Genomic DNA, 22609 nt, shown 5'->3' with positions numbered 1-22609 from the left:
GGATGGTCCGTGGCTGGTCGCGCGGTCCCCGCGCCCCTTCACGGCGCCTCAGCCGCCGTCGGCCCCCAAGGCCCCGAGCCCCTGATCTCCAGAGCCTCCGAGCACTCAGGCCTCAGGGCCCCGGCCCACGCCTCGTCGTTCAGTGGTGTGCGGCCTCCGCGGGTCGGGGGACGTGGGATGCCACCAGGCGCTCGTGGGTCACGCCGGTGTTCCGTCGGTCCACCGCGTACGCCGTGGCCGCCACCGCCAGGCCCAGCACCGCCAGCGCCGCGCCCGCCGTCGCCGGGGACGTCGTGCCGAAGCCCGCGGCCAGGGCGAGGCCGCCGATCCAGGCGCCGCCGGCGTTGGCCAGGTTGAAGGCCGCCTGGTTGGCGGAGGAGGCCAGGGACGGGGCGGCCGACGCCTTCTCCATGACCATCAGCTGCAACGGCGAGCCGGTGACGAAGGCCGCCGTACCGAGCAGGACCACGGCCAGCGCGGCGCTCCACTGGGCGGACATGAGCACCGGGAAGGCGGCGAGCACCACGACCAGCGAGGCCAGGCCGCCGAAGAGGGTGGCTCGCATGGCGTGGTCGGCGAGCCGGCCGCCCAGCAGGTTGCCGATCGTCGCACCCACGCCGAACAGCGCCAGCAGCAGCGTCACGCTGGTCCCCGCGTACCCGGCGGAGCCGGTGAGCATCGGCGTGATGTAGCTGTACGCGGCGAAGAGCGCGCCGAAGCCCGCGACCGTCGTGCCGAGGGCCAGCCACACCGGCACCGACTTCAGCGCGGCCAGCTCGCCGCGCAGCCCGCTGGTGGCGGCGTGCGTGTGGTCGTGCGGGATCAGCAGGGCCAGCGAGGCGATCGCCGCCAGGCCGATCACGCTGACGCCGAGGAAGGTCGCCCGCCAGCCGAGGTGCTGCCCCACGAGGGTGGCGACCGGGACGCCCGCGACGTTGGCGACCGTCAGGCCGAGGAACATCAGCGAGACGGAGCGCGCCTTGCGCTCGGGCGTGACCATGCCGGTCGCGACGACGGCGCCCACGCCGAAGAAGGCTCCGTGCGGCAGACCGCTGAGGAAGCGGGCGGCCAGCAGCCAGTGGTGGTCAGGGGCGAACGCCGACAGGGCGTTGCCCACGACGAACAGGACCATCAGGCCGATCAGGACGGTGCGCCGGGACATCCGGGCGGTGACCGCGGCGAGCAGCGGGGCGCCGATGACGACGCCCAGCGCGTACGCGGAGACCAGATGGCCGGCGGAGGGGATCGAGATGTCCAGGTCGCCCGCGACATCGGGCAGGAGCCCCATCATCACGAACTCGGTCGTACCTATGCCGAAGGCGCCCACGGCGAGGGCGAGCAGGGCCAGGGGCATGGAAGGGCCTTTCAGAGCGGAGTTCCGTACATCGTATGTTCATTCTCGGAACAAAGGCTCGCAGGCCGAGTATTCCAGCAGGTTAAGGCCGGGTTGCGGTGACCTCGCCCACAGCGTGAGCCCGCCCACACCGCTCAGCCGGTGGACTCGTCCATCCGCACCCGCGCCGCGATCGGCAGATGGTCGCTGCCGGTCTGCGGCAGGGTCCACGAGGTCATCGGCTCCACGCCCTTGACCATGATCTGGTCGATCCGGGCCATCGGGAACGACGCCGGCCAGCTGAAGCCGAAGCCGCTGCCCGCCGCGCCCTGCGTGGAGCGCATCTGGGCGGTCACGGCGTTGAGGGCACGGTCGTTCATGGTGCCGTTGAGGTCGCCGAGCAGCACGACCCGGCTCACCTTCTCGTGGGAGATGGCCTCGCCGAGAGCGTCGGCGCTTGTGTCGCGCTGCCGGGCCGTGAACCCGGCCTCCAGCTTGACCCGCACCGAGGGCAGGTGGGCGACGTAGACGGCGAGCTGTCCGCCGGGCGCGGACACCGTGGCGCGCATGGCGCGGATCCAGCCGAGCTTGATGTCGACGGGCCGGACGTCGCCGAGCGGGTACTTGCTCCACAGCCCGACCGTGCCCTGCACGGAGTGGTACTTGTACGTCGACGCCATGGCCGCCTCGTACGTCGGTACGGCCGACGCGGTGAGCTCCTCCAGCGCCACCACGTCCGCGCCGGACGCGGCGACGTCGCGGGCGGTGCCGGACGGATCGGCGTTGTCGGCGTTGACGTTGTGGGTGGCGACGGTGAGGTCGCCGCCGGTGCCGGCCTTGTCGGTGAGCAGCCCGCCGAAGAGGTTGAGCCAGACGATCGCCGGGACCAGTACCGCGATCAGCGCGACGACCGACCTGCGGACCAGCGCCAGCAGGAGCAGCACCGGGACGAACAGGCCGATCCAGGGCAGGAACGTCTCTGTGAGGCTGCCGAGGTTGCCCACGCTGTTCGGGATGTACGCGTGGCCCACCATCACGCCGGCGAGCAGCACCGCGAGCACGGCCACGACGAGACCGCGCCGCCAGATGCCGGGGTCGCCGCGCCAGCCGCCGGTCACACGGACCGCCACGCGCCGAAGCCGAGTTCCGGGGCGCTCGGGTTCCGAGCCACCGTCCGCCGTCTCCGTCACGTACGCCTGCTGCGCCATACCGTCGCCTCGCTACCTGCCGTGCACACCGTCGTCCCCCTTGCACAAGACCCTAGGGGATGTCCGGCTCCGATCCTGCCGTCACATGACGGCCGTACGGGCACTTAGGACGAACAAGTCCGCGCGCGGAGTTCCGTTTTCGGGGGACGTGAGGGGCCTCTGTGACAAAACGCGCACATTCGGGTTACCCGGTGGGTGAGCTGACGGGCCGTAGTCCTTCGAGCAGGGTGTCGACGAGCTGTTCCGCGAGGCCTTCGGGGAGTTCGGCGTCGGGGTGCAGCAACGAGCGCACGAGCATGGGGCCGATGACGATGTCGTGGACGAGTTCCAGGTCGACGTCGGCGCGGAGTTCGCCGTCCTGCTGTCCGCGCCGCAGGACCTCCAGGCCGAGACGGCGGCGGGGTGCGATGACGGCGTTGTGGTACGCGGCCCAGATGCGGGGGCTGGTCTTCATCTGCGCGTGCGCGTTGTGCAGGATCGCCGAGGTGCGATTGGCCAGACCGCGCCGGCGCAGGGCTTCGAGCAGGACGACGAGGTCGTCGCGCATGGAGGTGCCGGGGAGTTCGGGGTCGGCGGGTTCGGCGGAGCGGACGACGTCGACGAAGAGCTCCTCCTTGCCGCGCCAGCGGCGGTAGATGGTCGCCTTCCCGACGCCCGCGGTACGGGCGATGCGCTCGATGGACAGCTCGGCGAGCGGGACGCCGTCCTCCAGGAGTCTCATCGTGCCGTCGATGATGGCGCGTTCCACGGCCTCGCTGCGAGGACGGCCCCTGACGGGGGCCGCGGGCGGGGGGTGGCTTGCGGCGAGGGGGTTCACTGGGGTGCGTCCTTTCCGTGCGTTGCGCTGATTGTCCCGGGTCCAAGGCGCCTGCGGCCGCCGTCCGGCGTCGCGCCTGGTGCCGGGGCGTTGCGCGCCGCGCCCCGGCGGGGGTGCCCTCGCGCCGTCGCCCGCACGCCGCCCCTGCCGCTGCCCGGGGTCGCAGGCGCCGGCACCCGGGTGTCGCGACCGCGCCGGGCTCAGGCCGTGCCGTCCGCCCCCGCGTGGGCCTGCTGCGGAACCCGGGGGGTGCCCGGCGGTGTGCCGGGTGTTCTGCCCGGCAGGAACGCGGCCACCACCGCCGCGCCCACCAGCGCCACCCCCGCTCCGCACAGCGCCGTGACATGCATGGCGTCGAGGAAGGCCTGGTGGGCCGGGGCTGTCAGGGAGGCGCCCTTGGGGCCCAGGTGGGAGGCGGCGGCCAGGGTCGCCTCGATCGACTCGCCGGCCGTGTGGCGCGCTGAGGCGGGGAGTGCGGTCAGGTGGTCGTCGATCGAGTTGCGGTAGGCCGTGGAGAGGACCGAGCCGAGGACCGCGATGCCGAGGGCGCCGCCGACCTGGCGGAAGGTGTTGCTGAGGGCTGAGGCGGAGCCGGCCTTCTCGCGGGGCAGGGCCTGCATGATGACGACGCTGGTCGGGGTCATGATGTGCGCCATGCCGGTGCCCATGAGGAAGAAGACGACCTCCAGGATCCAGATCGGCGTGTTCTCGTCCAGCGTGGCGAACGCGCCGAGCATCGCCGCGATGATCAGCATGCCGCCGGTGGTCGTGGCCCTGTTGCCGAAGCGGTCGACGAGCAGCCGGGCGCGCGGCGCGAAGATCATCTGGGCGGCGGCCAGCGGCAGCATCAGCAGGCCGGTCTCCAGCGGCGAGTAGCCGCGCACGCTCTGGGTGTAGAAGACGGCGAAGAACGTCACACCCATCAGCGCGAAGAAGACCAGCGCGATGACGGTGATCGCGGCGGAGAACACCTTGTTCCGGAAGTAGCTGATGTCGATGGAGGGGTGGTCGCTCCGCTTCTCGAAGATCACGAAGGCGGTCAGGACGGCGAGCCCCGCCCCAATGGCCGCGAGCACGACCGGGTCCGTGAAGTCGGCCAGCTGGCCGCCCTTGATGATGCCGTAGACCAGCAGGACCAGGCCGACGACGGACAGGGTGACGCCCACGGGGTCGATCCGGCCGGGGTGGGGGTCCCGGGAGTCGGGGACGAGCCACAGCATCAGGCCGACGGCGAGGACCACGATCGGTACGTTGACCAGGAAGACCGAGCCCCACCAGAAGTGGTCGAGGAGGACGCCGCCGGTGATCGGGCCGATGGCTATGGCGAGGCCCACGCCGCCCGCCCAGATGCCGATGGCCTTGGGCTGCTCGTCCCGCTCGAAGACGTTCATGAGGACGGCGAGCGTGGCCGGCATGACGAAGGCCGCGCCGAAGCCCATCACCGCGCGGTAGGTGATGAGTTCACCCGGTGAGCCGGAGAAGGCGGCGAGCGCGGAGCCGATGCCGAACATCACGAGGCCGCCGAGCAGGATCTTCTTGCGACCCAGCCGGTCACCTAGCAGGCCGGCGCTGAACAGCAGGCCCGCGAAGACCAGGGTGTAGGCGTTGATCGCCCACTCCAGCTCGCTCTGGGTGGCGCCCAGCCCGGTCGGCGCGGGGGTCGAGATCGTCTTGACGGCGACGTTGAGGATCGAGTTGTCGAGCACCACGATCAGCAGGCTCAGCATGAGCACGCCGAGTATGGCCCAGCGGCGCCGGTGCACCGCTTCCGGGACACGGGTGCCGGGAACGGCGGGAGTGGTCATGCCGACGAGCCTAGGGATTTACGATACGAGACGGTACCGTATCGAAAAGTCTTTACCTGTCTCTGGTGCGATCCTCACGTGCGGTGCATGCCGTGCGTGACGCGGGCCCCCCTAGCCGTCCCTGGCACGAGGTGCCACCATGGAACCGGTCCGGGGACGCCGTCAGGGCGCCTCGAGATGACGTAAGGAGCCGTTGCCATGACGCAGCTTTCGGCTGCCCAGAGCGCACCGCAGAAGTCCTCCGACGGCAGCAAGGCGCTGTACGGAGGGAAGGGCACCCGCCGCATCACGGTTCGTGACATCGCCCTCGCCAAGGAACGCGGCGAGAAGTGGCCCATGCTCACCGCGTACGACGCGATGACCGCGTCCGTCTTCGACGAGGCCGGTATCCCGGTGATCCTCGTCGGCGACTCGGCGGGCAACTGCCACCTCGGGTACGAGAGCACCGTGCCCGTCACCCTGGAGGAGATGACCATGCTCTCCGCCGCGGTCGTACGGGGCACCACGCGCCCCCTGATCGTCGGCGACCTGCCGTTCGGGTCCTACCAGGAGGGGCCGGTGCAGGCGCTGCGCTCGGCCACCCGGCTGGTGAAGGAGGCCGGTGTGCAGGCCGTGAAGCTGGAGGGCGGTGAGCGGTCGCACGAGCAGATCCGCCTGCTGGTCGACTCCGGCATCCCGGTCATGGCCCACATCGGCCTCACCCCGCAGTCCGTCAACGCCATGGGCTACCGGGTGCAGGGGCGCGGCGAGGAGGCGGCGCAGCAGTTGCTGCGGGACGCCAAGGCCGTGCAGGACGCGGGCGCGTTCGCGGTGGTGCTGGAGCTGGTGCCGGCGGAGCTGGCCGCCGAGGTGACGCGCACGCTGCAGATCCCGACGGTCGGGATCGGCGCCGGCGCGGAGACCGACGCGCAGGTGCTGGTGTGGACCGACATGCTCGGCCTGACCGCCGGGCGGGTGCCGAAGTTCGTGAAGCAGTACGCCGACCTGCGTGAGGTGATGGGGAACGCGGCGAAGGCGTTCGCCGAGGACGTCGTCGGCGGAACGTTCCCGCTGGAGGAGCACTCCGTCCACTGAGCCACCGCCGCACCACGGGCAGCCCGCCGATCATCCCCCGTCGGCGGGCTGCCGTCATTCCGGCCGCGCGAGCGGCCCGGCGTCACCCCTGACCGGCCGCCAGGTCCCGAAGGACCTTGTGCAGCGGGGCCGTGGCGCGTTGGCGGTACTCCTGGACGGACCAGCCGTTGCCGTCGGGGTCCTTGAAGTACATGAACGTGGCGCCGTCGTCGGGGGCGTACTGCACGGGCTCGGAGATCTCCAGGCCCCGCTCGACCAGTTCCGCGCGGGCCGCCTTGATGTCGGCGACACAGAGCTGGAGGCCCTGGTAGGAGCCGGGCTCGGGCTTCGTCTGGCCCTGGGTCATGTCCCAGATGCTGTCGCCGAGGGCGATCGAGCAGCCGGAGCCGGGGGGAGTCAGCTGGACGATCCGCATGCCCGGCATGACCTCCTGGTCGATGTCGACGTGGAAGCCGACCTTGTCCCGGTAATAGTCGCGGGCCCGGTCGATGTCGCTCACCGGCAGCGGGATCACTTCGAGAGTGAAGTCCATCAGTGCTCCTCCAGGTCGAATCGCCAACGCGTCTGGCTGAACGGCTCACCCTTACCGAAGCCGAAAACGGTACGCGGCGCCACCGAGAACACATAAGCGTGACCTGGCCCGTGGTGGAAGCAGCCGCCGCGCACCTCGAAGTGCCAGAACTCGCCGTACTTCGCCTCCCAGGCCGCCGCCAGCTCGCGCAGCCGGCCCTCGTCCCGCACGCGGACGGCCTCGCCCTCGACCACCAGGTCGTAGCCCTTGTCCCAGGTGTTGGTGCCGGTGGTCAGGACGACACGCGCGTTCCCCGCCAGATTGCGGGCCTTGCGCTCCTGAGGTCCGGTGCAGAAGTGCAGCGCGCCGTCGGACCAGACCGCGGGCAGCGGCGTCACATGCGGCCGCCCGTCCGGACGTACCGTCGAGATCCAGAACAGCTCCGCGTCCCTGAGCAGTGCCTCGGCCTCGGGCCAGGGCGTCGCGGTGGCCGTCCCGTCGCTGTACCGCGTGTCGAGCCGGGTCCGGGGTCGGCTGCCGGTCATGAGCTGCCTCCTGCCGTGGATGTCCCTGCGGCAGTGCAGACCCCGTACGGCGGCCGAACTCATCGGCGCCTGTCACCGGCGGGCCGGTTAGGCTCGGCTCGTACCACGTTGATCCCGACGGGAGGGCGAAGGATGACGCCGGGGCGCAGAAGCAGTACCTTCACGCGGCTGCTGCGACACGGCTTCACCGACCCGTCCGGCGCCGAGCGGCTGCTGGACAGCGCCGGGCTCGACGCCGTCCGCGACGATCCGGTGCTGCTGGAGGCGCTGGGCGCCACCGCCGACCCCGACCTCGCGCTGCACGGCGTGGTGCGGCTGCTGGAGGCGCAGCCCGACCCCACCGCGCGCCGCGAACTGCTCGACACCCTCACCGCCTCCAAGCCCCTGCGCGACCGGCTCCTCGGGGTGCTCGGCGCCTCCGCCGCCCTCGCCGACCACCTCGCCCGCCACTCCGGCGACTGGCAGGCGCTGGTCACCTACGAGCCGCGCGACCTGCACCGGGGGGTCGCGGAGTTCGAGCGGGGGCTCGCCGAGGCGGCCGACCCCATCGCGCTGCGCGTCGCCTACCGGCGCTGTCTGCTCTCCATCGCCGCCCGCGACGTGTGCGGCACGATCGACATCGAGGAGACCGCGGCCGAGCTCGCCGACCTGGCCACCGCGACCCTGCGCCGCGCCCTCGCCCTGGCCTCGTCCGACGCGCCCGGCGACGCCGCGATGTGCCGGCTCGCGGTGATCGCGATGGGCAAGTGCGGGGGGAACGAGCTGAATTACGTCTCCGACGTGGACGTCATCTTCGTCGGGGAGGGCGTCGAGGGCGCCGACGAGGGCAAGGCGCTCCAGGCCGCCACCCGGCTCGCCTCGCACATGATGCGGATCTGCTCGGAGACCACCGTCGAGGGCTCCATCTGGCCCGTCGACGCCAACCTCCGCCCCGAGGGCAGAAACGGTCCGCTGGTGCGCACGCTCAGCAGCCACCTCGCCTACTACCAGCGCTGGGCCAAGACCTGGGAGTTCCAGGCCCTGCTCAAGGCCCGGCCGGTCGCCGGCGACCTCGAACTCGGCGAGGAGTACGTCGCCGCCGTCGGCCCCCTGGTGTGGCAGGCCGCCGAGCGCGAGAACTTCGTCGCCGATGTGCAGAAGATGCGGCGCCGGGTGATCGAGAACATCCCGGTCGCCGAGGTCGAGCGCGAACTGAAGCTCGGCCCGGGCGGGCTGCGCGACGTCGAATTCGCCGTGCAGCTCCTGCAGTTGGTGCACGGGCGGGCGGACACCTCCCTGCACAGCGGCTCCACCCTCAAGGCCCTGCGGGCGCTGGCCTCGGGCGGGTACGTCGGCCGCGCCGACGCCACGCAGCTGGAGGACGCGTACCGCTTCCTGCGCTCCATGGAGCACCGCATCCAGCTCTCCCGGCTGCGCCGCACCCACCTCGTCCCCGAGGCCGAGGCCGACCAGCGGCGCCTCGGCCGCTCCCTGGGCCTGCGCGCCGATCCGGTCGCCGAGCTGAACCGGGAGTGGAAGCGGCACGCCGCCGTCGTACGCCGGCTGCACGAGAAGCTCTTCTACCGGCCGCTGCTCGACGCGGTCGCACAACTCACCCCGGGCGAGACCCGGTTGAGCGCCGAGGCGGCGCGCGAACGGCTCGTCGCGCTCGGGTACGCCGACCCGGCGGCGGCGCTGCGGCATCTGGAGGCGCTGGCGTCCGGCGTCAGCCGCAAGGCGGCGATCCAGCGCACCCTGCTGCCGGTCCTCCTCGGCTGGTTCGCGGACTCCGCCGACCCCGACGCCGGACTGCTCAACTTCCGCAACGTCTCCGACGCGCTGGGCAAGACGCCCTGGTATCTGCGGCTGCTGCGCGACGAGGGCGCGGCGGCGGAGAACCTCGCCCGCGTGCTGTCCGCCGGCCGGCTCGCCCCCGACCTGCTGATGCGCGCCCCGGAGGCCGTGGCCCTGCTGGGCGACGGGGACGGCGGGGGACTGGAGCCCCGCCCGCGTGCCCATCTGGAGCAGGAGATCCTCGCGGCGGTCGGCCGCGCCGACGGCGGCGAGCAGGCGGTCGCGGCGGCCCGCGGCGTACGCCGCCGGGAGCTGTTCCGGACGGCCGCCGCGGACATCGTCGGCTCCTACGGCACCGAGGCCCACCCCACCGGGGCCGACCAGGGCGCCCTGGTGGACCTGGTCGGCGGGGCCGTGTCCGACCTCACGGCGGCCACCCTGGCGGGCACCTTGCGGGCGGTCGTGCGGGACGGCTGGGGCGACACCCTGCCGACCCGGTTCACCATGATCGGAATGGGGCGGTTCGGCGGGCACGAGCTGGGCTACGGCTCCGACGCGGACGTGCTGTTCGTGCACGAGCCCCGGGAGGGCGCCGACGAGCGGGAGGCGTCCGACGCCGCGAACCGGGTCGTCTCCGAGATGCGCCGGCTGCTGCAACTGCCGAGTGCCGATCCGCCGCTGCTGATCGACGCCGATCTGCGCCCGGAGGGCAAGTCCGGACCGCTGGTGCGCACCCTGAAATCGTACGAGGCGTACTACCGCCGCTGGTCCCTGGTCTGGGAGTCGCAGGCCCTGCTCCGCGCCGAACCGGTCGCCGGCGACGAGGACCTGGGCCGCCGCTTCGTCGAGCTGATCGATCCGCTGCGCTACCCGGAGCGGGGGCTCGGGGACGAGGCCGTACGCGAGATCCGGCGGCTGAAGGCCCGCATGGAGTCGGAGCGGCTGCCCCGGGGCGCCGACCCCAAGCTGCACACCAAGATCGGTCCGGGCGGGCTGTCCGACGTGGAGTGGACCGTCCAACTGATGCAACTGCGGCACGGGTACGAGGTGCCGGGTCTGCGCACCGCCCGGACCCGCGAGGCCCTGGGGGCGGCGCGGGAGGCCGGGCTGATCTCCGCGGAGGACGCCGGGACCCTGGACGAGGCGTGGGTGCTCGCGACCCGCGTCCGCAACGCGGTGATGCTGGTGCGCGGCCGGGCCGGGGACACCTTCCCCTCGCACGCGAGGGAGCTGGCGGCGGTGGGGCGCTACCTGGGGTACGGGCCGGGCCACGTGGGCGACATGCTCGACGCGTACCGGCGTACGGCCCGGCGGGCCCGGGCCGTGGTGGACACGCTGTTCTACGGGGGGTAGCGGGTGGCGGGGGAGCTGGGCGGTACCCCCCGCTACGCCTGCCTCGGCACCAGTGGTCTGCCGTGCGGGGCCACACGCGGCAGCGCGTGCGGCAGCCTTCCGTACCAGGCGCGTGCCACGCCGTAGCCGAAGGCGAGACAGAGCATGCCGCCGACCGCGTCCAGCCAGAAGTGGTTGGCGGTGGCGACGATGACGACGAGGGTGAGCGTCGGGTAGAGCAGGCCCAGCACCCGGACCCACGGCACGGTAGCCAGCGCGAAGATCGTCAGCCCGCACCACAGGGACCAGCCGATGTGCATGGACGGCATCGCGGCGTACTGGTTGGACATGGTCTTCAGGTCGCCGGAGGCCATCGACCCCCACGTCTGATGGACCATGACCGTGTCGACGAAGTGGCCGCCGTTCATCAGCCGAGGCGGGGCGAGTGGATACAGGTAGTAACCGACGAGCGCCACACCGGTCGTCGCGAAGAGCACCGTGCGGGTCGCCGCGTAGCGCCCGGGATGGCCTCGGTAGAGCCACACGAGGACACCGAGGGTGACGATGAAGTGCAGCGTCGCGTAGTAGTAGTTCATGCCGACGATGAGCCAAGTCACCGAGTTCACGGCGTGGTTGACGGACTGCTCGACAGCGATGCCCAGCTGCTGCTCGGCCTGCCAGATCCAGTCGGCGTTGCGCAGCGCCTCGGCCTTCTGCTCCGGGACCGCGTTGCGGATCAGGGAGTAGGTCCAGTAACTCACCGCGATCAACAGGATCTCGAACCACAGCCGAGGCCGGCGCGGAGCCCGCAGCCGGCGCAGGAAACCCGCCCCCATGTCGTCCGCGACGGGTTGCGGAACGGCCTCTTCCCGGCCTTCCGGTGTCGTCACGGTCGTCTCACCCATGGGCACAGAGTCTGCCAGAAAAGCCTTCCCCCTCCGATCATCCCCTGGTGGGGTTCAGCACGTCCGTTCTACGGCTGCGGAAGGCGTCCGCCTCGTCCCGGCGTACCAGGCGCGGCGGCGGTTCTCCGACCTAGGGACGATTCCGCTCCCCAGGGGCCGAAGCGGTGGAACCGCGCACCACCAGCTCCGGCATGAACACGAACTCGCTGTGCGGCGCGGGCGTCCCGCCGACCTCCTCCAGCAACGTACGCACCGCTGCCTGACCCATGGCCGGGACCGGCTTGCGGACGGTCGTGAGCGGCGGGTCGGTGAAGGCGATCAGCGGGGAGTCGTCGAAGCCCACGACGGAGACGTCCGTCGGGACCTCCAGGCCCTGCTGGCGGGCCGCGCGTATGGCGCCGAGGGCCATCATGTCGCTGGCGCACACCACCGCCGTGCAGTCCCGGGCGATGAGAGCCGAGGCGGCGGCCTGGCCGCCCTCCAGGGTGTACAGCGAGTGCTGGACGAGCTCCGTCCCGACGGTCTCCTGGCTCAGGCCGAGCTGGTCCTGCATCGCCCGGACGAAGCCCTCGATCTTGCGCTGCACGGGGACGAACCGTTTCGGGCCGAGGGCCAGGCCGATCCGGGTGTGGCCGAGGGAGACGAGGTGGGTGACCGCCAGGGTCATCGCCGCCCGGTCGTCCGGCGAGATGAAGGGCGCCTGCACCTTCGGGGAGAAGCCGTCCACCAGCACGAAGGGCACGCCCTGCGCGCGCAGCTGCTCGTAGCGCTGCATGTCGGCGGTGGTGTCGGCGTGCAGCCCTGAGACGTAGATGATGCCGGCCACGCCGCGGTCGACCAGCATCTCGGTCAGCTCGTCCTCGGTGGAACCACCGGGAGTCTGGGTGGCCAGCACCGGGGTGTAGCCCTGACGGGTCAGCGCCTGGCCGATGACCTGCGCCAGGGCCGGGAATATCGGGTTCTCCAGCTCCGGGGTGATCAGGCCGACCAGACCCGCGCTGCGCTGGCGCAGCCGCACCGGGCGCTCGTAGCCGAGCACGTCGAGTGCGGCCAGCACGGACTGGCGGGTGGTGGAGGCGACGCCGGGCTTCCCGTTGAGGACGCGGCTGACGGTCGCTTCGCTCACCCCCGCCTGAGCAGCGATGTCGGCAAGCCGTGTGGTCACGGCACTGGACTGTACCGGCCGTATGTCGCCTTGCACACCAATCGGACGCCGGGTGCGGGCGGTTGACCGGCGCGCTGGCGGTTGCTGCGGCATGGCGTCCCTTCGGGTAACGGATGGCAAGAGCTTGCAGAGTCTTGCACAACACGGTCCGTGCCCGCTCAACCCCGTAGAACAACGGTCTCACAGCGGTCGACGGCGGGTCACGTGCGGATAACTTCAGTGAGCCCTTGCACTTTTTTTCTGCAAGGTCTTTCGCAACGCTTACATCGCTGTTACGTTCACGGTCGCCCGGCGGCGGCAACGGCGCAGTCGGTAAGTCGACAGGGGTGGTGGACGGGACCACCCCTGGTAACACGGGCTTTCACCCTCAAGGAGAACTCATGCGGCGTGGCATAGCGGCCACCGCGCTGGTGGCGTCCCTCGCCCTCGCGGCGACGGCCTGCGGCGGAGACGACAGCGGCGACTCGGCCGACGGCCCGGTCACCATCACCTGGTGGGACACCTCCAACGCCACCAACGAGGCACCGACGTACCAGGCCTTGGTCAAGGAGTTCGAGGCCGCCAACAAGGACATCAAGGTCAAGTACGTCAACGTGCCCTTCGACCAGGCGCAGAACAAGTTCGACACGGCCGCCGGCTCCAAGGGCGCCCCGGACATCCTGCGCTCCGAGGTCGGCTGGACGCCCGCCTTCGCCAAGAAGGGCTACTTCCTGCCGCTGGACGGCACGGACGCCCTCGCCGAGCAGGACAAGTTCCAGTCCAGCCTGATCGAGCAGGCCAAGTTCGAGGGCAAGACCTACGGTGTGCCCTTCACCACGGACACGCTGGCGCTGGTCTACAACAAGGAGCTCTTCGCCGAGGCCGGCGTCGAGGCCCCCAAGACCTGGGACGACCTGAAGAAGGCCGCCGCCACCATCAAGACGAAGACCGGAGTGGACGGCTACTGGGGCTCCACCCAGGCCTACTACGCCCAGTCGTTCCTCTACGGCGAGGGCACGGACACCGTCGACGCCGACGCCAAGAAGATCACCGTCAAGTCGCCCGAGGCGCAGAAAGCCTACGAGACCTGGCTGGGTCTCTTCGAAGGCAAGGGCCTGCACAAGGCCGACACCACCGCCGACGCCTACGCCCACATCCAGGACGCGTTCGTCAACGGCAAGGTCGCCGCGATCATCCAGGGCCCCTGGGAGATCACGAACTTCTACAAGGGTTCCGCGTTCAAGGACAAGCAGAACCTGGGCATCGCCACCGTCCCGGCGGGCTCCACCGGCAAGGCGGGCGCCCCGACCGGCGGCCACAACCTCTCCGTGTACGCCGGCTCCGACGAGGCCCACCAGAAGGCCGCGCTGAAGTTCGTCAACTTCATGACCTCGGCGAAGGCCCAGGAGACCATCGCCCTGAAGAACTCCACGCTGCCCACCCGCGACGACGCCTACACCGCCGCGGTCAAGGCTGACCCGGGCATCGCCGGCTACCAGGGCGTCCTCGCCGCCGCGCAGCCGCGCCCGGCGCTGCCCGAGTACAGCTCGCTGTGGGGTCCGCTCGACACCGAGCTGCCCAAGGTCGCCGGTGGCAAGGAGTCCCTGGACAAGGGGCTGAGCAACGCCGAGACCGCCATCGCCAAGCTGGTGCCGGACTTCGCCAAGTGATCACCGCGTGGCCGCCGGGTCCGCCGTCCCAGGGGGGACGGACCCGGCGGCCACCGGCCTGTGCGTCACGCCCCTTGATCCGCAGACCCATACGAAGGTTGTCGAACCATGACAGTCGCCGTCCAGCGCCTGAGGCGCAGCTACCAGAAGCACTGGTACGCCTACGCGATGATCGCCCCCGTGGTCGTCGTGCTCGGCGTCCTGGTCCTGTATCCGCTGGCATACGGTCTCTACCTCACGCTCACGGACGCCAACAGCCTCAACACGGGGCGCACGATCGGCGTCAACGAGATCGAGGCCACGTACAAGTTCATCGGCTTCGACAACTACGCGGACATCCTGTGGGGTGAGACCGCCTACGAGCGCTTCTGGTCGCACTTCATCTGGACGATCGTGTGGACGGCGACCTGCGTCGGGCTGCACTTCTCCATCGGCCTGGGCCTGGCCCTGCTGCTCAACCAGAAGCTGCGCGGCCGCACCCTCTACCGGCTGATCATGGTCCTGCCCTGGGCCGTGCCCACCTTCGTCACCGTCTTCGGCTGGCGCTTCATGCTCGCCGACGGCGGCATCATCAACTCCGCCCTGGAGTTCCTGCACCTGCCGGCCCCGCTGTGGCTGGAGGACACCTTCTGGCAGCGATTCGCCGCGATCATGGTCAACACGTGGTGCGGTGTGCCGTTCATGATGGTCTCGCTCCTCGGCGGCCTGCAGTCCATCGACACCACGCTCTACGAGGCGGCGGAGATGGACGGCGCGAGCGCCTGGCAGCGCTTCCGGTACGTCACCCTGCCGGGCCTGCGCTCGGTCAGCTCCACCGTCGTGCTGCTCGGCGTGATCTGGACCTTCAACCAGTTCGCGGTGATCTTCCTGTTGTTCGGCACCACTGCTCCGGATGCCCAGATCCTCGTCACCTGGGCGTACTACCTGGGCTTCGGACAGCAGCCACGCGACTTCGCACAGTCCGCCGCCTACGGCATCCTGCTGCTGGCCATCCTGATCGTCTTCACCTCCGTCTACCGCCGCTGGCTGAACCGCAATGACCAGCAGCTCGCGATCTGAGGCAGGAGTCCCCATGAGCACCACGACCGTTCAGAAGTCCGCCGCCGCGGACCAGGCCCCCTCTCCCGCCCCGGCGCGCCGGACGCGCCGGCGCGGCGAGCCCGGCCTCCTCGGGACCCTCGCCTCGCACGGCACGCTGACCTTCGCCAGCCTGATCGCGCTGTTCCCGATCGCCTGGCTGGTCTACCTGTCCCTCGGCCCAGACAAGGACGACTATCTGCACCCCGGGCGCATCTGGGGGAAGATGACCTTCGACAACTACTCGTTCGTCCTCACGGAGACGAACTTCTTCGACTGGCTGAAGAGCTCGCTCGTCGTCTCGCTGGGCACCACGTTCATCGGCGTGATCATCGCCGCCACCACCGGCTACGCGGTGTCCCGGATGCGCTTCCCCGGCTACCGGAAGTTCATGTGGGTGCTGCTGGTCACCCAGATGTTCCCGATCGCCGTGCTGATCGTGCCGATGTACCAGATCCTGTCGGAGCTCCAGCTCATCGACACCTACCTCGGCCTGATCCTCGTCTACTGCTCGACCGCCGTGCCGTACTGCGCATGGCTGCTCAAGGGGTACTTCGACACCATCCCCTTCGAGATCGACGAGGCGGGACGCGTCGACGGACTGTCCCCGTTCGGCACCTTCCTGCGGCTGATCCTGCCGCTCGCCCGGCCGGGCCTCGCGGTGGCGGCGTTCTACAGCTTCATCACCGCGTTCGGCGAGGTCGCCTTCGCCACCACGTTCCTTCTGGACGACGAGAAGTACACGTTCGCGGTCGGTCTGCAGAGCTTCGTCAGCGAGCACGACGCCCAGCGCAACCTGATGGCCGCCACCGCCGTACTGATCGCGATACCGGTCTCGGCGTTCTTCTACCTCGTGCAGAAGAACCTGGTGACCGGTCTCACCGCAGGTGGCACGAAGGGCTGACGCCCCTCACCTCGAGACCCCCGCGCCCTGTTCGGCGCGGGTGGCGGCCGCGGTGCCTCTCCGACCCCGCCGGCACCGCGGCCGCCTCGTCACCCCACCCCACCCCGCCCTCGCCGCCGTACCCACGCCTCCATGACCTCAAGTCGGTTACACATCAAGGACGCCATGAGCCAGCACACTGCCGACCCGGCACCGAACTCCGCCGTCGCCACCGTCGCCAAGCGCCGCGACTGGTGGCGGGACGCGGTGATCTACCAGGTCTATCCGCGCAGCTTCGCCGACAGCAACGGCGACGGCATGGGCGACCTGGAAGGCGTACGCTCCCGCCTCCCGTATCTGCGCGACCTCGGCGTGGACGCCGTGTGGCTGAGTCCCTTCTACGCCTCCCCGCAGGCCGACGCCGGATACGACGTCGCCGACTACCGCGCCGTCGACCCCATGTTCGGCAACCTCCTGGACGCCGACGCGCTGATCCGCGACGCGCACGGGCTGGGCCTGCGCGTCATCGTCGACCTGGTGCCCAACCACTCCTCCGACCAGCACGAATGGTTCAAACGCGCCGTCTCGGAGGGCCCCGGCTCCCCGCTGCGCGAGCGCTACCACTTCCGCCCGGGCAAGGGGAAGAACGGAGAACTGCCGCCCAACGACTGGGAGTCCATCTTCGGCGGCCCCGCCTGGACGCGGGTTACCGAGCCGGACGGCACGCCCGGCGAGTGGTACCTGCACCTCTTCGCGCCCGAGCAGCCGGACTTCAACTGGGACCACCCGGCGGTCGGCGACGAGTTCCGCTCCATCCTGCGCTTCTGGCTCGACATGGGCGTGGACGGCTTCCGCATCGACGTGGCGCACGGCCTGGTCAAGGCGGACGGCCTGCCGGACCTCGGCGACCACGACCAGCTGAAACTGCTGGGCAACGATGTCATGCCGTTCTTCGACCAGGACGGTGTGCACGAGATCTACCGGCAGTGGCGACTGGTCCTCGACGAGTACGCGGGCGAGCGGATCTTCGTCGCCGAGGCCTGGACGCCGACCGTCGAGCGCACCGCGCACTACGTCCGCCCCGACGAGCTGCACCAGGCCTTCAACTTCCAGTACCTGAGCACGGACTGGGACGCGAAGGAGCTGCGCACGGTCATCGATCGCACCCTGGAGGCGATGCGCCCGGTCGGGGCCCCCGCCACCTGGGTGCTGTCCAACCACGACGTCACCCGGCACGCCACCCGCTTCGCCAACCCGCCCGGTCTCGGCACCCAGATCCGCGAGGCCGGTGACCGTGACCTGGGGCTGCGGCGGGCCCGGGCGGCCACGCTGCTGATGCTGGCGCTGCCCGGGTCGGCGTACATCTACCAGGGCGAGGAGCTGGGCCTCCCGGACGTCGTCGACCTGCCGGACGAGGTGCGCCAGGACCCGGCGTACTTCCGCGGCGCGGGGCAGGACGGTTTCCGCGACGGCTGCCGGGTGCCGATCCCGTGGACGCGCACCGGGTCGTCGTACGGATTCGGCAGCGGGGGCAGCTGGCTGCCGCAGCCGCCCGAGTGGGGCGAGCTGAGCGTGGCGGCGCAGGAGGGCGTGGCCGGTTCGACGCTGGAGCTGTACCGGGCCGCGCTCGCCGCGCGCCGCGCGCAGGCCGACCTCGGCGCGGGGGAGGCGGTCGAGTGGCTCAAGGCGCCGGAGGGCGTGCTCGCCTTCAGACGCGGGGAGTTCGTGTGCGTCGCCAACACCGCTGGGGAGTCGGTGACGACTCCGGCCTACGGCCGGCTGCTGCTCGCCAGCGGCGCGGTGGACGAGGTGCACGACGAGGTGAAGGTGCCGGCCGACACCACGGTCTGGTGGACGACGACCTCCTGAGGCCGCCGGCTCCCTGAAAGTCCTCTCGCAAGATTTTTCATTCAACTTGGCTCGGCCCGCTGCCCATTCGGGCGGCGGGCCTTTAACATCTCCGTCACCGCAAGATGGTTGAAAGTTTTCAGCAAGAGCCTTCAACGGTGAAGGAACCCCACATGGCACGCAGAACCCTCCCCTGGGCGGCCGCCCTCGCAGCCGCCGTCACCGCGTCCACCCTTGTCATGCACCCGACCGAGGCGCAGGCCTCCCCGCCCGGCACCAAGGACGTCACCGCCGTCCTGTTCGAGTGGAACTTCGCCTCGGTCGCCCGCGAGTGCACCACCACCCTCGGCCCCGCCGGGTACGGCTACGTGCAGGTGTCCCCGCCCGCCGAGCACATACAAGGCCCGCAGTGGTGGACCTCCTACCAGCCGGTCAGCTACCGGATCGCCGGGCGGCTCGGCGACCGCGCGGCCTTCCGGAACATGGTCGACAGCTGCCACGCGGCCGGCGTGAAGGTGGTCGTCGACACGGTCGTCAACCACATGGCGGCGGGGAACGGCACGGGCACCGGCGGCTCGTCGTACACGAAGTACAACTACCCGGGCCTGTACTCGTCCTTCGACTTCGACGACTGCACCGGGCAGATCTCCAACTACCAGGACCGCTGGAACGTCCAGCACTGCGAACTGGTCGGCCTCGCCGACCTGGACACGGGCGAGGAGTACGTCCGCTCCGCCCTCGCCCGCTACATGAACGACCTGCTCTCCCTCGGCGTCGACGGCTTCCGCATCGACGCGGCCAAGCACATGCCGACGGCCGACCTGGCCGACATCAAGTCCCGGCTGAGCAATCCCTCCGTCTACTGGAAGCAGGAGGTCATCTTCGGCAGCGGGGAGGCGGTCCAGCCGACCGAGTACACCCGCAACGGCGACGTCCAGGAGTTCCGTTACGCCTACGACCTCAAGCGCGTCTTCAACAACGAGAACCTCGCCTACCTCAAGAACTACGGCGAGGGCTGGGGCTACATGAGCAGCGGCGTCTCCGGTGTCTTCGTCGACAACCACGACACCGAGCGCAACGGCTCCACGCTCAGCTACAAGGACAACGCCAACTACACCCTCGCCAACGTCTTCATGCTGGCCTGGCCCTACGGCGCGCCCGACATCAACTCCGGCTACGAGTTCACCGACCACGACGCCGGACCGCCGAACGGCGGACGGGTCGACGCCTGCTGGCAGAACGGCTGGAAGTGCCAGCACGCCTGGCCCGAGATCCAGCGCATGGTCGCCTTCCGCAACGCGACCCGGGGCCAGTCGGTGACGAACTGGTGGGACAACGGCGGCGACGCGATCGCCTTCGGACGGGGCAGCAAGGGCTTCGTGGCGATCAACCACGAGTCCGGCTCGCTGACCCGCACGTACCAGACGTCGCTGCCGGCGGGGACGTACTGCAACGTCCAGAACAACACGACGGTGACGGTGAACGGCTCCGGCCAGCTCACGGCGACCCTGGGCGGCAACACGGCGCTCGCGATCCACGCGGGCAAGCCCGGTTGCTGAGGTGACATGAGGTGACATGAGGTGAGGTGAGGGGCGGTCGGTGTCCACCGGTCGCCCCTCACCGTGCGCCGGCGATCCGTACGGTCGAGCGATCCGCTCACCCGATCGTGAGTTTCCCCTCTCCCGCTCCCGGCCTCTCGCGAAGCTGGGAAGGGCGGCGCGTGACCGGCGCCGCGCGAAGTGCTGGGGTGGGGAGTGGCATGACGCAGCATGCGGGACGAGGCGGGGGCCCCGAGGAGCGGGCGGTCCTCCTGGTGGCCGGGCTGGCCGATCTGGCGGTGAGCACGATGGGGGCCGCCCTCGGCACCGTACGGGGCCTGTTGCGCCGATCGGACGGCGCCGAGCTGGCGGCCGAGGCCGGGAACGACCTGATGGCGCGGGGACGCCTGGCGCTGGACCGGTGCGCGGCCGTGCCGCCGGCCCATCTGGAGATCCTCGCCCGGCAGGCCCTGAAGCGACGGCCCGCCGATGACGTCTGACCGGTGGGAGCCGGCGGCGTTCAAGGCCCGCGTCGACGAGGTCCTGCACCTGTTCGTCGCCGAGGAGGCCGGGCGTTTCGCGGCGATCGATCCGGCCCTCGGCCCCGTGGCCGACCAGCTGGAGGCCGTGGTCGCCGACGGCAAGCGGCTGCGGGCCGCGTTCTGCTACTGGGGCTGGCGCGCGGCGGGTCAGCCGGACAGCGACGCGCTGGTGCGGGCCGCGGCCTCCATGGAGCTGGTGCACGCCGCCGCCGTCGTCCACGACGACCTCATCGACGACAGCCCCCTGCGGCACGGCCGGCCCACCGCGCACATCGCCCTGCGTGGCGCGGTACGCCGTCGCCCACGCGCCGTCGCCGCCGCCAGGTCGCTCGCGATGCTGGTCGGGGATCTGCTGACGGGCCTGGCCGGTCAGCTGTTCACCACCAGCGGACTGCCCGCCGCGTACCTCGCGCGGGCCCGGCCGTTGTGGTCGGTGCTGGCCCGGGAGCTGATCGCCGGGGAGTGCCTGGAGATCCTGCGGACCGGAGCCGAGCCGGACACCGCGGCGTCGCTGAAGGTGATCCGGTACAAGACCGCCAAGTACACCGTCGAACAGCCCCTGCTGATCGGCGGCGCGCTGGGCGGTGCGGGCGAGCGGCTGCGCGAGGGCTGCTCCGCCTACGGCCTGCCGCTGGGCGAGGCGTTCCAGCTGCGGGACGACCTGCTGGGCCTGTTCGGTGACCCGGAGCGGACCGGCAAGGCGGGCACCGACGACGTACGCGGCCACCGGCCCACCGCCCTGCTGGCGGAGACGTGGCGCCTCGCCCGGGACGCCGACCGGGAGCGGCTGCGCGCCCTGCTGGGCCGGCGTGACCTGGACGAGGACGGCCTGCACGCCGTGCGTGAGGTGATGCGCCGGCTGAAGGCGCCCGACCGGGTCGAGAACATGATCGCCGCACGGGTCGAGGAAGCCCTCGGCGCCCTCCACGAGCTGGATGTCCCGCCGCACGCCGCCGTCGCCCTGACCGAGCTGGCGCACTCGGCCGCGGTCCGCCCGTTCTGAACTCCAGGAGCCCTGCCATGAACTGCACCGAGGCATCGATGAACGCCCTGCGGCGGGCCGGGGACGAGCTGGCCGACGCCACCGTCGCCACGCTCTTCGAGCGCGGGGAGGTGGGCAAGTTCAACACGCTGATGCGCTACGTCTCCACCGCCGGCGCCCCGCTGCCGGACGGGCTGCCCGCCGTCGCCCGGGAGTATCTGCAGGCCACGAGTGCCCCGCCGGCCTGGGTCGACTGGGGGGAGATGGAGAAGGCCCGGCTGTTCTTCATCGACAACAACGTCCACATCTCCACCGCCCTGTCCTTCGCCTCCATGCCCGCCTGCTACGTCGTCCCGCACGTGGCGCGGCTGCTGTCGGCCACGCACGGGCTGGAGTACCCCTCCAAACGGATGGCGGAGACCGGCCAGTTCACCGTCCATCTGATGCAGCCCGGCGCCTTCGAGTCCGGCAGCCGCTTCATCCCCGCCGCGCAGAAGGTCCGACTCCTGCATGCCGCCATCCGCCATCACCTGGTGCGCGAGGACCGGTGGGACGTCGGCGCGCTCGGCACGCCGATCTGCCAGGAGGACATGATCGGCGGGCAGATGTTCTTCTCCCTGCTGGTGCTGGACAGCCTGCACCGCCTCGGCATCCACATGTCGGTGGAGGGCGCTGAGGCCTACTACTACGCCTGGCGCGTCGTCGGTGCCATGCTCGGCGTCGACCAGGACGCCGTACCGAGGACCCTGTTGGATGCCCGCCGGTTCCTCGATCTCTACATGGTGCGCCACATGGGGCCGTCCGAGGAGGGCGCGCGTCTGACCCGGCAGTTGATCGACCTCTACGAGGAGGTCGTGCCCGGCACTCTCTTCGACCCGATCGTCTCCGCCCTCATCCGCCATCTCGTCGGCGACACCTGTGCCGACTGGCTCCAGGTGCCGCGCACCCCGTGGGACACCGTCGTGCGGGCCGTGCCCCATCTGCTCGGTGTTCTGGAGACGATCGAGGACCGCTCACCGCTGGGCGCCTGGGCCCTGGACCGCCTGGGCCACCTCACCACGATCCTGGAGCTGTCGTCCCTCACCCGCGGACGGGTCATGCACTACGCCATCCCCGAACAGCTGAGGAAGGACTACGGAGTCTCCGGCGCGGTGCCCCGCACCCGCCGCTGGACCCCGCCCGCCGCCACGGTCCGCACCTGACCCGGGTGAGGAGCGTCGCCGGCCTGTGCCGTGCGGACCCCCCTCCCGGCGTGCTCGCCCACGACGGTGACGTACCGGTCGGCTGGGCCGCCGTCGCGCCCCGCGCGGACACGTCCTTCGCCCGCAACCGCAAGATCCCGCACGTCGACGACCTGCCGGTCTGGTCGCTGTGGTGCGCCCGCGTCCGCCCCGGCCACCGTAGGCGGGGCATCACGCACGCCCTCGTCGCGGGCGCGGTCGACTTCGCCCGCGCCGGCTTCACCCACGCCGCCGGCACCACATCGGTCCTGGCCGGGCATCCCCGCGTCCTCATGCGTCTGGACCTGCGCTGACCGAGCCGGCCACGACGGAGGCCACTGCCGAGGGTCTCGCTGAAACTTCTTGCTAAGCGTTTCAACACTCTTGCTGTAAACCTTTCGT

At 70.8% G+C, this 22609-nt stretch carries 17 protein-coding genes and 2 pseudogenes; 11 read left to right on the top strand and 8 right to left on the bottom strand.

Annotated elements, in window-relative coordinates; genetic code table 11:
• Window positions 1–139: 139 nt before the first annotated feature.
• The 4 genes from AB0O67_RS09770 to AB0O67_RS09755 all read right to left on the bottom strand — a co-directional run bounded on the left by AB0O67_RS09770 (window position 140) and on the right by AB0O67_RS09755 (window position 5163).
• Window positions 140–1354: an MFS transporter gene (locus AB0O67_RS09770; RefSeq protein WP_365448042.1), complete on the bottom strand. Its 1215-nt coding sequence runs from the start codon at window positions 1352–1354 to the stop codon at window positions 140–142.
• A gap of 134 nt (window positions 1355–1488) precedes the next feature.
• Window positions 1489–2541, bottom strand: coding sequence for an endonuclease/exonuclease/phosphatase family protein (locus AB0O67_RS09765; RefSeq protein ID WP_365448040.1), 1053 nt, complete (start codon window positions 2539–2541; stop codon window positions 1489–1491).
• 184 nt (window positions 2542–2725) lie between these two features.
• Window positions 2726–3358 carry a TetR/AcrR family transcriptional regulator gene (locus tag AB0O67_RS09760; protein ID WP_365448038.1) on the bottom strand — a complete coding sequence of 211 codons (633 nt, stop codon included), beginning with the start codon at window positions 3356–3358 and terminating at the stop codon, window positions 2726–2728.
• Window positions 3359–3558: 200 nt separating this feature from the next.
• Window positions 3559–5163 (bottom strand): MFS transporter, encoded by a 1605-nt coding sequence (locus AB0O67_RS09755; RefSeq protein ID WP_365448036.1) that lies wholly within the window; start codon window positions 5161–5163, stop codon window positions 3559–3561.
• A gap of 198 nt (window positions 5164–5361) precedes the next feature.
• Here AB0O67_RS09755 and panB point away from each other — a divergent pair, with 198 nt between their 5' ends.
• Window positions 5362–6237: a 3-methyl-2-oxobutanoate hydroxymethyltransferase gene (gene panB / locus AB0O67_RS09750; RefSeq protein WP_365448034.1), complete on the top strand. Its 876-nt coding sequence runs from the start codon at window positions 5362–5364 to the stop codon at window positions 6235–6237.
• An 82-nt stretch (window positions 6238–6319) separates the two neighbouring features.
• On the opposite strand, the gene AB0O67_RS09745 is transcribed toward panB, so the two are convergent.
• Both AB0O67_RS09745 and AB0O67_RS09740 read right to left on the bottom strand, forming a co-directional pair.
• Window positions 6320–6769, bottom strand: coding sequence for a VOC family protein (locus AB0O67_RS09745; protein WP_365448032.1), 450 nt, complete (start codon window positions 6767–6769; stop codon window positions 6320–6322).
• Window positions 6769–7293 carry a pyridoxamine 5'-phosphate oxidase family protein gene (locus tag AB0O67_RS09740; RefSeq protein WP_365448030.1) on the bottom strand — a complete coding sequence of 175 codons (525 nt, stop codon included), beginning with the start codon at window positions 7291–7293 and terminating at the stop codon, window positions 6769–6771. The genes AB0O67_RS09745 and AB0O67_RS09740 overlap by 1 nt, the downstream gene beginning before the upstream one ends.
• A 132-nt stretch (window positions 7294–7425) precedes the next feature.
• Here AB0O67_RS09740 and AB0O67_RS09735 point away from each other — a divergent pair, with 132 nt between their 5' ends.
• On the top strand, window positions 7426–10419 hold the full coding sequence (locus AB0O67_RS09735; RefSeq protein WP_365448028.1) for a bifunctional [glutamine synthetase] adenylyltransferase/[glutamine synthetase]-adenylyl-L-tyrosine phosphorylase: 2994 nt from the start codon (window positions 7426–7428) through the stop codon (window positions 10417–10419).
• A 32-nt stretch (window positions 10420–10451) separates the two neighbouring features.
• Here AB0O67_RS09735 and AB0O67_RS09730 read toward each other — a convergent pair whose 3' ends face one another.
• The gene (locus AB0O67_RS09730; protein ID WP_365448026.1) at window positions 10452–11303 is read right to left on the bottom strand and encodes a phosphatase PAP2 family protein; all 852 of its coding nucleotides are present in this window, start codon (window positions 11301–11303) and stop codon (window positions 10452–10454) included.
• A 130-nt stretch (window positions 11304–11433) separates the two neighbouring features.
• The gene (locus AB0O67_RS09725) at window positions 11434–12468 is read right to left on the bottom strand and encodes a LacI family DNA-binding transcriptional regulator (protein WP_365448024.1); all 1035 of its coding nucleotides are present in this window, start codon (window positions 12466–12468) and stop codon (window positions 11434–11436) included.
• A 380-nt stretch (window positions 12469–12848) separates the two neighbouring features.
• On the opposite strand from AB0O67_RS09725, the gene AB0O67_RS09720 reads away from it, so the two are divergent.
• The 9 genes and pseudogenes from AB0O67_RS09720 to AB0O67_RS09680 form a co-directional block, all read left to right on the top strand.
• On the top strand, window positions 12849–14117 hold the full coding sequence (locus AB0O67_RS09720; RefSeq protein ID WP_365448022.1) for an extracellular solute-binding protein: 1269 nt from the start codon (window positions 12849–12851) through the stop codon (window positions 14115–14117).
• A 123-nt stretch (window positions 14118–14240) separates the two neighbouring features.
• A pseudogene (locus tag AB0O67_RS09715) lies at window positions 14241–15176 on the top strand (sugar ABC transporter permease); the annotation flags it as partial.
• A gap of 13 nt (window positions 15177–15189) precedes the next feature.
• Window positions 15190–16098: an ABC transporter permease subunit gene (locus tag AB0O67_RS09710; protein ID WP_365448020.1), complete on the top strand. Its 909-nt coding sequence runs from the start codon at window positions 15190–15192 to the stop codon at window positions 16096–16098.
• Between the two features lie 165 nt (window positions 16099–16263).
• Window positions 16264–17946, top strand: a complete 1683-nt coding sequence (locus AB0O67_RS09705) for a glycoside hydrolase family 13 protein (RefSeq protein WP_365448018.1) — start codon at window positions 16264–16266, stop codon at window positions 17944–17946.
• Between the two features lie 152 nt (window positions 17947–18098).
• Window positions 18099–19484 (top strand): alpha-amylase family protein, encoded by a 1386-nt coding sequence (locus tag AB0O67_RS09700; RefSeq protein ID WP_365448016.1) that lies wholly within the window; start codon window positions 18099–18101, stop codon window positions 19482–19484.
• A 200-nt stretch (window positions 19485–19684) separates the two neighbouring features.
• Window positions 19685–19963, top strand: a complete 279-nt coding sequence (locus AB0O67_RS09695) for a polyprenyl synthetase (protein WP_365448014.1) — start codon at window positions 19685–19687, stop codon at window positions 19961–19963.
• Complete coding sequence (locus AB0O67_RS09690; RefSeq protein ID WP_365448012.1) at window positions 19953–21008, top strand: polyprenyl synthetase family protein; 1056 nt, start codon at window positions 19953–19955, stop codon at window positions 21006–21008. Before AB0O67_RS09695 ends, AB0O67_RS09690 begins: the two co-directional genes overlap by 11 nt.
• Before the next feature lie 17 nt (window positions 21009–21025).
• Window positions 21026–22189, top strand: coding sequence for an oxygenase MpaB family protein (locus tag AB0O67_RS09685; RefSeq protein WP_365448010.1), 1164 nt, complete (start codon window positions 21026–21028; stop codon window positions 22187–22189).
• A 17-nt stretch (window positions 22190–22206) separates the two neighbouring features.
• Window positions 22207–22521 (top strand): annotated as a pseudogene (locus AB0O67_RS09680) (GNAT family N-acetyltransferase); the annotation flags it as partial.
• Window positions 22522–22609 lie beyond the last annotated feature (88 nt).

Source organism: Streptomyces sp. NPDC086077 (assembly GCF_040686175.1).
Taxonomy (GTDB): Bacteria; Actinomycetota; Actinomycetes; order Streptomycetales; family Streptomycetaceae; genus Streptomyces.
This window is presented reverse-complemented; position numbering and strand designations above follow the sequence as displayed.